Here is an 11006-nt window from a genome sequence, read left to right as displayed (position 1 = left end):
AACGGAGCCGGCCCGATACAAACGACCGAAATGGGACTGTCTGTGCCGAATGCCGGGTCTTGGCAAACGACCAATGGAAAAAGACCACTTCCATGGCCGGGCGTGATCCTTTTCCGGACTGGTTGATTGCCACTAGGAGGTTGGCATGTCGCTCATATTCATGAACACGGCCTCCCAGACATGACCGTCGGGGTCGGCGAGGTTGCGGTTGTACATGAAGCCGAGGTCCTGAGCCGGGTTGATGTCGGCAGTTCCCCCATGCGCGGCCGCCGCTGCATTCATTGCATCAACGGCCTCTCGGCTGTCGCATGACAATGCCAGCATGACTTCGCTGGATGTTGCGGGCGGGATCGGGCGATTGGTAAACGTCTGCCATTTGGCGTGCGTCATCAACATGACATGGATCGTCTCCGAGACAACCATGCAGGCACTCGTTTCATCGCTAAACTGTGAATTCCTGGCGAAACCGAGCGCGTCGTAGAACGCTTCAGCCTTGGCCAGGTCGGTGACCGGCAGGCTCACGAAAATCATCTTTGTCATTGTATATTTCCTATCGCTTCCCGATGGCATCTGCCCGTTCCGGCAGCAGCACTCGGTAGGTTGAAGCTTCGACGTGACCGTCACGGCGACTGCTTGACCACGATGACTAGAGCGATCGGAAAGCGGGTGAATTGATCTTTGGTAAGAAATGGCATTAACGCTTGCCCAGACGACCAAAGGCGATTTTGCGGCGCAGGCGGCTGAGGCTTTCAGGCGTGATGCCGAGCCAGGCGGCGATGTGGTGCTGCTTCAAGCGCTTGTGAAGGTCCGGCTCCTTACGAATGAAATCGAGGTAACGCTGCATCGCGTCGTCATGCCGGAAGGCGATCTCCATCGGCTCCTTTTCGATGATCCAATGGCGCTCCATGTAGCCGATGTAAAAGGCGGCAATGTCGGGATACGCCTGAACCAGCCCCTTGAAGGCCGCGAAATCATATTCGAGGACATGGCTGTCCTCGATGGCTGTGATCGTGAAGAGGCTGGGTTCGCGCAGCATGGTCGCGCTCACCGAGGCGCCGATGCGATTTTCCGGAAAGAAATACTTGATTATCAAATCGCCGTCGCGACCAATATAATGCTGGCAAAGCAGGCCTTTGACGACGAAAGCGAAAGTGGCCGGCACACTGCCTGCCTGTATGAAAACCTCATCTTTGCGATAGTGTCGCGGCCGCAAGAGAGACGCCCATGCGCGTTCGGATTCTTTCGATAATTCGGCATAGGTGCGAATTTTGGTGAAGAAGGCGGTCGTCATTGCACTGACCTCGTCGCGTTTGCAGGCCACTTTGATGGCTTACAATTGCTTTGCCAACTCGATTGCTAAAAGTTGCCGATCCGGCCTCCACCCACTTTCAGCCATCCAACCGCAAGCAGCGCCGCGTCCATTTTCGCAGAGATAAGACCTGTGCCAATGACCGTGATGGGGTCGATCTGCTGATTGTCTGGTTCTGGCCGAGAAGCCTCGTTAAGCCGCCGTTCGTCGGTTTCGGTCGCTAGGCTCAGGACTCATTGCTCATAGCCAGAAGATGACGGTTGCAGCGAGAGCGATGGCGGAGAGGAAGGCCATTGAGCACCTGTCATGGCGCGTCGCGACACGCCTCCAGTCTTTGAGCCGCCCGAACATGATCTCGATCCGGTTGCGCCGTTTGTAGCGACGTTTGTCGTATTTGACGGTCTTGTTGCGGGATTTCCGACCCGGAATGCAGGGGGTGATCCCCTCCGCCTGTAAAGCGTCACGATACCAGTCGGCATCATAGCCACGGTCGGCCAGCAGCCATTTGGCCTTGGGAAGCGCATCAAGCAAGGCGGCAGCACCGGTGTAATCGCTGACCTGACCGGCCGTTATGAAGAAACTGATCGGGCGACCACTCGCATCCGTTACGGCATGAAGCTTGGTGTTCATGCCGCCTTTCGTGCGACCAATCAGGCGGCCCACGCCTCCTTTTTTACCCGCAGGCTGGAAGCCGTGCGGTGGGCCTTGAGATATGTCGCATCGATCATAATGGTCTTGTGCTCTGCAGCTTCAGGCACAGCAAGGCCCTCCATCATCTGGATAAAGATGCCCTTGTCGCCCCACTGTTTCCAGCGGCTATAAAGCGTTTTCGCCGGACCATATTCCTTCGGCGCATCGCACCCCGGAGACCGTTGCGGTTGACGAAGATGATGCCACTCAGAATGCGTCGATCATCAACGCGCTGGCGACCATGGCTCTTGGGAAAATAAGGCTGAAGACGGGCCATCTGCTCGTCCGTCAGCCAGAAAATTACTCATCAGTCAGGCTCTTATACGCTCGTCTGAATCACAGCTGTCAGTTCAAATCAATGGGTCTTGACCCTAGGCGGCGTTGCTCTGTGCGGTCGGCGCTGGCGCCCCAATCTTCGCTGCCGGTGTTTTCTCGTTCGATGACCTGGCGTAGCATTCGGCCATCTGGATGCGTGGAACCCACGGAGGAGATCAGGAACCTAATCAGGTGAGAATCAGGACCTAATCACGGTGTAACCGCCGCGCACAGTGACCCGCCAAGACCTCCACAGGATGGCGCGGTTTGGCGTCCCAGAACCGAGCAATCTGATCGCGGCATGAGAAACCGGTAGCGAGCGGCACGAGCTTGTCCGGAACGAGCGCACGTTGCCAATCCTTCTCAAAAATCGCACGGCTCATGCCGACATTTGCCTCCATGTGGCCGAACAGCCCTGCCATGCCGCAACAGCCGACGCCGGCATCATCCAGCTCCAGCCCAGCAGCGGCAAAGACGTCGTGCCATTCATCGGAAGATGCCTGTAAAATCGCCCGTTCCGTGCAGTGGCCGAAGAGACGGTAGGACCGACCATCACGCGCTTCGACCTGCGGCAGTCTTTCCTGATGATGGCGCAAAAAGGTTTGCAGAGGCAGCAGGCCGGCGGTTATGCCGGCGCGCCGAAACTGAGCGGAGACCGCCGGCTCAACGCTGATGGCGGTAACCTCGGCACAATGCAGCGCATCGCAATAGGAGCGCATCTCGGCCAGTGCCGTCTCGTATCGGCTGCGCTAGCCTAGCATTTCCAGTATCTTCCCATTCACCAGGATCGGCGCGCAGGCGACGTCGAAACCCATCTTCGTCAGCAACTTGAGCGTGCTCATCAGCACGCCCGGATTGAAAGCGGCATTGTAGCTATCAGGCAGAAGCAGGACGGTCCTCTGTTTGGAAAACGAGGGGGGAGAACCAGGTTTTTTCGGCTGAGGGTCGGGATGTTCTCTCTGCACAGCATGGAACGGAAGCGCTCCTGTGGCAGAGTAGGGGGATCTTTCAAGCCGATCGCGTGCGATAATTTCGCGCTCACTAGATTCTGCAGGCCGCCCATGCTTGCTGAAGGCAAACTGGCAGCGATGCGCATGGCCGGTTCGGCCAAGGCGAGAAGCCTTTCGCGCAGCGGCCGCGAACGACGCGTGATAGCGCTCAAGGAAATGCGAGCGTGCGGTGGGAATGTCGACATGGGCTGGGCAGAGGCCCGTGCACGCGCCGCAGAACAGGCACATGTCGAGCGATGCCTTGATCTCGTCCTCGAAGGTGTCATCGATGATTGCGCCCTGATCCTGTTGGAAGCCCATTCACGTAACATCGCAGCCCGGCCTTTCGGTGAGTAGCGGCGGTCTGCTGTGGCCTTGTAGGAGCGGCACATGAGGCCGGCCCGGTTCAACGAAAAGCACGCTCCGTTGCCATTACAGGCCTCGACGGATGGCACGACGTCGTGCAGCACTGATCCGGGCTTGGCGCCAGATCGCTGCTGAAATGCAACCGCATCGAGGCGCGGTATGACTCCCGCGCGCTCGCTATGCGGATAAGGCGTAACGATTTTGCCGGGGTTGAGCAGGCTCTGCGGATCAAAAGCGGCCTTAACCTCCTGCATTAAGGCGTAAATGGGTTGCGGCACGAGTATCTTCGAGATACTCGCTACGAAAACCCTTGCCGTGCTCACCCCATAGGAGACCGCCATGGCTTGCAGCAAGTTTTGCAGTAGCCTCCGAGACGACGCGGATCAGCCTGCGGTGCTCGGACTTGGAGAGGTCCATGAGCGGGCGTACATGGACGCAGCCGACATCGGCATGGCCATACATTCCTGATGCCAAGCCATTGTCATGCAAGATTTGCCGAAAGCCGTCGACAAAATCAGCGAGCCGTTCTGGCGGCACCGCAACATCTTCCACGAATGCCAAACCGCTGCGGCCGCCGCTACTTTTTCCGAGCAAACCAACGGCAGCTTTGCGAACGCCCCACAAAGCCGAGATCTGGCGGCTATCGCGTATAGGTACAATTGAGCAGTAAAACACGTGCATCCGATCGACGCGGGAAATGATCAACCTATGGCCATGGCGGCTGCGTCGGCTTGCAGATGTGAGATGGAATGGGAGGTGGGCAGCCCTCGTCTGGTGCACGGCGGTACGGGCCGGATTAGTCCCGACAAGACCGGCAGCAGGCCCGATTTCTGCGTCCTATTTCGCGCTCTCGTCAATCATGGGCCTGACAAAAGGCGATAACCAGTCGTGCTAGTTGATCGGGCCGTTCCAGCGGCACGAGATGACCTGACTCCTCGATAATCTCCAAAGATGATCCTGCGATTCCAGTCTGAAGCTCCCGGCTCTCTTCCAAACTGCGCAATCGATCTTGCGCGGCTGCGACAATCAACGTGGGGCAGCGGATTTCTCCAAGGCGTTGGGCGTCGCCGGCGCGATTCAGCCGCGATTGACGGACGAAGACGTCAGGGCCGAGGCGTTCGCTCATATCCTGGACCCGGCCGATGATCTTGTCGGTCTGGTGGCCGGGATGCAGCGACCGCGACACAGCTGCGCGGCTCAAACGACGAAATGCCAGCTCATCAACTGGCGTTTGCTGTCGCGAGGTCGAAGGCTGACCGCTGCTGCGAGCCGAGGTCGCAACCAGTATCAGGCCCTTCACGCGCTGAGGAGCTTGGTAGGCTATTTCTCGCGCGACATAGCCACCCATTGAGAAGCCGAGCACGAATGTCGGGTCATTCAGAGCCTCAACGGCCCTCTCCGCAATCTTCTGAATCGATGTGTCTGAAGTTGTATCAGCTTCTTGAATCCTGGTCGCAGCTTCAAGAGCAGGGCGTATGTCGGTCCAGAGATCAGCATCTAGCATGAAGCCTGGAATTAGAAGAAGGTTCACCGACTTACCCCACCTGTGACGTGTGCTCCACCTTGGTAGGGGCGAGATGGCGAAACACAGCCAACCCGATCCTACTCACCCTGTATTGCAAACTATCAAGGGATAGCAAAATAAACACCCGGCACAACAGCCACATTAGGCTTCCCGTGTCTGACCTTTGGACCGCGTCGGCTTTGCCGGAGGTCATTGGTTTAAGCTATACGGCCATGGCCGATTGATCCAACGTTGCGTAGTAATATGTCTCGGCTTCGGCCGGCGGGATATTGCCGACTGGCTCGAGCAGGCGCCGGTTGTTGAACCAATCAACCCATCTCTACCACTTCATTGCCGCGCCAACCGCAACCGCCGCCTGCTGGAACCCATCGGAAATGTCCCGCCAGCGGAGGCCGAAGCAAACTACTATGCAGCTCTGGAAACCCCAGAAATGGCCGCATAGCTTATATCAACCAGCCTCCGGCAAACCCGGGGCGGTTCAGAGAAGACCCATGGCAAGATATCGTACCCACAGCATCGAGTTTAAGCGCCAGGTTGCGCAGGAGTATCTTGTAGAAATATAGGAGCTTGCGAGACACCGGAAGCGTTTCGGTTAAAAAGGCCCGGGCGTATGGCGCGCAGGCTCTGCCGCGTCGCGGTTGAAACCTCGTTCCCGCCGGTGCCGAAAGTACCCGCCTTTCGAAAGAGGCCCGGCAGACGATACTCGAGAAAGTTCACCGCTTGAACGAGCTTTTCAGACAGAAGCGTTTTCCGGAGTACGCGGAACTTTTCCGATCCTGATATCGACCCTGCCGCGACTTGGCGAGCGGAATCGATCCGCTACGGTGTTTCCGGCGTCAGCGACGGATGGACGCGCTGGAAAGGCCGATGTCGCTCCGGCTTCACTGCTCTATCGCGATGTTGCTCGGCGCAGCGCTCGCGAAGGCGTTTCGCCATACCGTTCCCGATAGGCGCGGGTGAAGTTGCTCACATGATTGTATCCCACGGCCGCGGCGACTTGCTTGACGGTAAGCTCGCCAAGCTGAAGATGAGCCTGCGCGGCGATCATGCGCTTCGTGCGGATGTATGCGGAGCAATTCATACCCGTTTCCCGCAGGAATAGCTGGTTCAGGCGGCTGGCCGCCATGCCGGTGCCGGCGGCCAGGTTATCGGTGGTCAGCGGTGCACCCAGATCCTGGTCGATACGCTCCATCGCCGCGTCCAGCCCGGCCTTTTGCCAATCGGTCCCGTCATCGGTCCCGTCGACCGGAACCTGACAATAGCTGTCGATGATCTCCGACAGGAACAGGGAGGCCGTTCCCTGAAGGCGCATGTGACGGGCGGGACCGGCAGTGCGCGGCGAAAACAGACCGGTGGCCAACGAGCGCAGGCGAGCGCTGGTCGTGACCGGCTCGACGGCGCAGATATCCGTTTCCTCGCTTAGAAACGGCTCGAGTCTGCGCGCGCCGCGCTCGCCGATGTAATCGCGCGCGATCCTGATCGGCACGACCACCGCCATGTGGCGAATCATCTGCTCCCCCGTGAGATGAAAGGACGTGCCCAACATGTCGATCCGGTTGATCACCGCCTGCTGCTCCTGTCTGGGGATCCGCCGTCCATCCGGCAACTCCATTATCGAGGATCCCAGCAAATGAAAGCTTCCACCCACCCATGGTTCTTCGAGCAATGGATTGATCGCGAGCGTGCAATCGTTGAACACGTGGAATTCTCCCAGGTACAGGATCATTCCTGTCTTGAACGGAAGAATGGAGAAACGCCCCCGCGCCCCCGGAACATCGACGAGTTCCCCGTCCGACAGATCAAACGGGTGCACATCCTGGTTTGCGTTTCGGCTTCCCCCGCGATTTCGGGGACGTTTCCGCGCGGACCCCGCCAATTCCCACCCCTGTTCCGACGATTCGTTAGCCAAGGCATTGGTAGCTGGCTGATAAATTTCGGGAAAATGATAAAAAAGAGTCATAGCATAGGCAAAGCCATAATCTTACCCTCGCACAGAAACATCGCAGCAAAATGCCAATTTAGCTCGATTCAAACCGTTTCGATCTTTTCCTGTTCCTGGGGAAGGAGAGGCGGGTTTCGAACCCGAGTTGTTTTACGTATCCGGAGAACACACGGATACACTCGAGGACACGCATGCATTTCGATTTGTCGAAGAACGCCGGCGCTGATGAGCGGCGGGGGGTGATCTTGCGCCGTAATACCGGCCTGCGCGCGCTTGCAAGCGGGGTCTCGGTGCTGGCGGTGGCCGGAACGGTGCCCGCGCTCGGCGTTGTCGCGCTGCTGGCCACGCCGGCGGCGGCGCAGGAGATCCAGAGCGGTGGTGGTGCAGGTGGTAACGCAGATCCAGCGAGCGGCGGCGGTGCGGGTGGTGCGGGTGGTGTGGCCGGCGGCGGCGGCGCGGGGGGGCATTCCGTTTATGGATCTGCCGCCATTGGCGGCGATGGCGGGGCCGGCGCGCTGCCCGGGCAACCGGCCCAGGATGGGGGCAAGGGGGACGATGACGGCCGCGCATTCGGTGGCGCCGGCGGACAATCGGGTGGGACAGATCTTAGCGCCGGCGGCGGCGGTGGCGGTGAGGCAGGTCATGACGATGGCAACTTTGCCGACGATGGCAAGGACGGTGGCAATGGCGGGTCGGGCAGCGCCCATGCCAGCACCGATGTCACGTTGACCGGCAGGACCACCGGCTCGAATGGCATATCCTCTGTCTGGGCTGGCGCTGGTGGCGGCGGTGGCGCCGTCGTGCTGACCGGAAGCGGCTCTGTAGCCACGAACGACAACCTCGTTATCGGCGGCGATGGGGGTACCGGTCATAGCGGCGGTGGTGGCGGAGCCGGTATCGTCACGGTTGATGGCGGCGACATTTGGGTGATCGGCGGATGGGTGGCCGGCGGAGCCGGGGGAGGCGGCAGTTACGGCGGTGGTCAGGGAGGCGCCGGCGTATTTCTTCATGATGGCGGGCTTCTCGACAATACAGGCACCGTCGCCGGCGGTCCCGGCGGCGGTGGGGGGTCTCGCGGTGGTCAGGGCGGCGTCGGTGCGCTGATCAATGACGGCACGGTGATTAACGCCGCCAGAATCATAGGCGGTGCTGGAGGCGACGCGTATGATGGCGGCGTGGGCGGACATGGTCTCATGACCTATGGGGGGACGATCACAAACCAGGCCGGCGCAACGATAACCGGCGGCGCCGGGGGCGCCTCGACGATGTCCACATACGTGGGGGGCAACGCTGGCGCGGGGGTCGTCTTTGTCGACGAGGCGAATGGAGGGTCTCTGGAGAATTTCGGCGCGATCAGTGGCGGCGCTGGTGGTGCGAACACGGACACCGGCACGCCCGGTGCTGGCGGTGTCGGAGTAATCGTCCAGGACGACAACGTCACGCTCGTCAATAGCGGGACGATTTCCGGCGGACTGAGCGGCCACGCCGCGGCCGGCCAGGTGCGGGCCAATGCGCTCGAGATCGACGGCGCGGGCAACACGCTGGAAATGCACGCCGGCTACGGTTTTGAAGGCAATGTCGTGTCCAGTGGCGCGGGCAACACGCTGGCGCTCGGCGGCGCGGCGGACAGCTCGTTCGATGTCGGCACTATCGGCGGCAGCGGACAATATCAGGGGTTCGACGCTTTCGAGAAAACCGGCACGAGCACCTGGGTCCTGACCGGCACGACGACCGAGAAGACGCCCTGGACGCTGAACGAGGGCGCGCTGATCGTCGGCGACGGAAGCCATCCGGGGGCCGGCATCGCCGGCACCGTGACCGTCGAGAACGGGGCCACGCTCGGCGGCGCGGGCACGGTAGGAAGCACGACGATCGCCGATGGCGGCATTCTCGCGCCTGGCAATTCGATCGGCACGCTGACGGTGGACGGCGACCTGGCTCTGTCGTCGGGGTCGATGCTCGATTACGAGCTGGGCCATCCGGGTTCGTCGGCGGGTGCGCCCGGAACCAGCGACCGGATCGATGTTGCAGGAGATCTCACGCTCGACGGCACACTCGACCTCGCGGACGCGGGCGGCGCCGGTTTCGGCTATTACAGGCTGATGACCTACGGAGGGACGCTGGCCGACAACACGCTCGATATCGGCGCCACACCCTCGCTGGCCGATTCGGCCGCCTACGAAATTCAGCCCGGCGGCGGCAATGTCGATCTGTTGGTGGCCCCGCGGGGCAGCGACACTTTGCAACACTGGCAGGGCGGCGACGGCACCTGGGGTGCGAGCAATCGGAACTGGCTGAACATCGGCAAGGATGCCCCGCCGAGCGGGCTGCCTGTCACGTGGGCGGGAAACAATGCCGTCTTCAAGAACGAACCGGGTGGCTTTAACGGCGGCACGATCTTGGTCGTGGGCACACAGAATTTCAAAAGCCTGCAATTCGTCGACGAGGGCTATCGCCTGGAGGGCAGCTGGACCTTGCGGACGGTCGCTGGTGGTTCGGAAATCCGCGTTCTTGCCGATCGTGCGGTGATCGCCACCGACATCACGGGCAATGGCGCTATCAGGAAGACCGAAGCCGGCACGCTTCTGCTGGAAGGTCCCAACAGTTATGCTGGCGGCACCGAGCTTCTCGCCGGCGCCGTGGAGGTCGCGGAGGACGCCAGTCTAGGCGCGGCGTCGGGTGGCCTTACATTCAATGGTGGCACCCTGCGAGTCATGGAAACAAGCTTTTCGGAAACCGACCGCACGATCGTGTGGGGGGGACATGGCGGCGGCTTCGACATCGCCGACGCGGACAACACCTTCACTGTCGGCCAGGACCTCGCCGATGGTGGCGACCTGCACAAAAAGGGCGCAGGCACACTCGTGCTCCAAGGAACCAACAGCTACGGCAACACGGCCGTCGCGGCAGGCGCGCTCATCGGCGATGCCGACGCCATCTCCGGCAGCATCCTCAATGCCGGCACGATCACCTTCAACCAGGCGGGCAATGCACGTTTTGCCGGGGATATAGCCGGGCTGAACGGCACGGACGGCCGGATGGTCAAGGACGGCACGGGCACGCTGACGCTTGCCGGCACGTCCGCACTCGACTGGACGATTCGTTCAGGCGGGCTGACGACAGCAGCTGAACGGTTTGCCGGCGATGCGGCAATCGGAGCCAACGCCACTTTCACGCTCGACCAGCAGGCCGACGCACAGTTTGCCGGCACGCTCTCGGGTGCGGGCGCCTTCGACAAAACCGGCGCCGGCACCTTGCTCTACACCGGCGACGGCTCGGCCTTTACCGGCACGACGACGGTCGCCGGGGGGCTCTTGAACGTCGGCACGCGGGACGATGCCGCCGTGCTCGGCGGTACCATAGCGATGCAGGCCGGCGCCCGGCTCGGCGGTTTCGGCACGGTGGGCGACACGACGCTGGCTTCCGGCGCCACGGTGGCGCCGGGCAATTCCATCGGCACCCTCACGATCGATGGCGACATCGCCTTCGATGCCGGTTCCACCTATGAAGTCGAGACCGCCCCGGCGGGAACCGACAGCGACATGATCCATGCCACGGGGACAGCGACGCTGAACGGAGCCGGTGTCGCCCATAGCGTCCTGGACGGCAGCGCCTACGATCCTTTCGCCACCTACACCATTCTGACGGCGGATGGCGGCATCGACGGTACGTTCGGCGATATCACGTCGTCTTATGCCTTCCTGACACCGGAGCTGTTCTACGGCGCAAACAGCGTCGATCTGGAACTGACGCGCAACGATACCGATTTTGCCGCCAGGGCGCGGACCTTCAACCAGAAAGCTGCGGCCCGGGGCATCGAAAGCCTCGGCCAGGGCAATGCGCTTTACAACGCCGTCGCCGTGCTGCCGG

The 11006-nt window shown here is 61.0% G+C and carries 8 protein-coding genes and 1 pseudogene; 2 read left to right on the top strand and 7 right to left on the bottom strand.

Features of this window, described 5'->3' with window-relative positions:
- Window positions 1-132 precede the first annotated feature (132 nt).
- The 4 genes and pseudogenes from QZ638_RS10520 to QZ638_RS10505 form a co-directional block, all read right to left on the bottom strand.
- Window positions 133-540, bottom strand: coding sequence for a VOC family protein (locus QZ638_RS10520; protein WP_295809813.1), 408 nt, complete (start codon window positions 538-540; stop codon window positions 133-135).
- 154 nt (window positions 541-694) lie between these two features.
- Complete coding sequence (locus QZ638_RS10515; RefSeq protein WP_295809809.1) at window positions 695-1291, bottom strand: Crp/Fnr family transcriptional regulator; 597 nt, start codon at window positions 1289-1291, stop codon at window positions 695-697.
- Window positions 1292-1549: 258 nt separating this feature from the next.
- Window positions 1550-2276: pseudogene (locus tag QZ638_RS10510) on the bottom strand (IS5 family transposase).
- Between the two features lie 244 nt (window positions 2277-2520).
- Window positions 2521-3033 carry a hypothetical protein gene (locus tag QZ638_RS10505; RefSeq protein ID WP_295809807.1) on the bottom strand — a complete coding sequence of 171 codons (513 nt, stop codon included), beginning with the start codon at window positions 3031-3033 and terminating at the stop codon, window positions 2521-2523.
- Window positions 3034-3375: 342 nt separating this feature from the next.
- Here QZ638_RS10505 and QZ638_RS10500 point away from each other — a divergent pair, with 342 nt between their 5' ends.
- Window positions 3376-3660 carry a hypothetical protein gene (locus QZ638_RS10500; RefSeq protein ID WP_295809804.1) on the top strand — a complete coding sequence of 95 codons (285 nt, stop codon included), beginning with the start codon at window positions 3376-3378 and terminating at the stop codon, window positions 3658-3660.
- A 249-nt stretch (window positions 3661-3909) separates the two neighbouring features.
- On the opposite strand, the gene QZ638_RS10495 is transcribed toward QZ638_RS10500, so the two are convergent.
- The 3 genes from QZ638_RS10495 to QZ638_RS10485 form a co-directional block, all read right to left on the bottom strand.
- Window positions 3910-4374 carry an FAD-linked oxidase C-terminal domain-containing protein gene (locus QZ638_RS10495; protein WP_295809802.1) on the bottom strand — a complete coding sequence of 155 codons (465 nt, stop codon included), beginning with the start codon at window positions 4372-4374 and terminating at the stop codon, window positions 3910-3912.
- A gap of 148 nt (window positions 4375-4522) precedes the next feature.
- Window positions 4523-5200: an alpha/beta hydrolase gene (locus tag QZ638_RS10490; protein WP_295809801.1), complete on the bottom strand. Its 678-nt coding sequence runs from the start codon at window positions 5198-5200 to the stop codon at window positions 4523-4525.
- 883 nt (window positions 5201-6083) lie between these two features.
- Window positions 6084-6893, bottom strand: coding sequence for an AraC family transcriptional regulator (locus QZ638_RS10485; RefSeq protein WP_295809799.1), 810 nt, complete (start codon window positions 6891-6893; stop codon window positions 6084-6086).
- Between the two features lie 434 nt (window positions 6894-7327).
- Between QZ638_RS10485 and QZ638_RS10480 the strand changes: the two genes are divergently transcribed.
- On the top strand, window positions 7328-11006 hold a 3679-nt coding region (locus tag QZ638_RS10480), incomplete at its 3' end, for an autotransporter-associated beta strand repeat-containing protein (protein ID WP_295809796.1).

This window comes from uncultured Nitratireductor sp., assembly GCF_913053745.1.
Lineage (GTDB): Bacteria > Pseudomonadota > Alphaproteobacteria > Rhizobiales > Rhizobiaceae > Nitratireductor.
The sequence above is the reverse complement of the archived record's forward strand: the minus strand, read 5'-3'. Positions and strand labels throughout refer to the sequence as shown.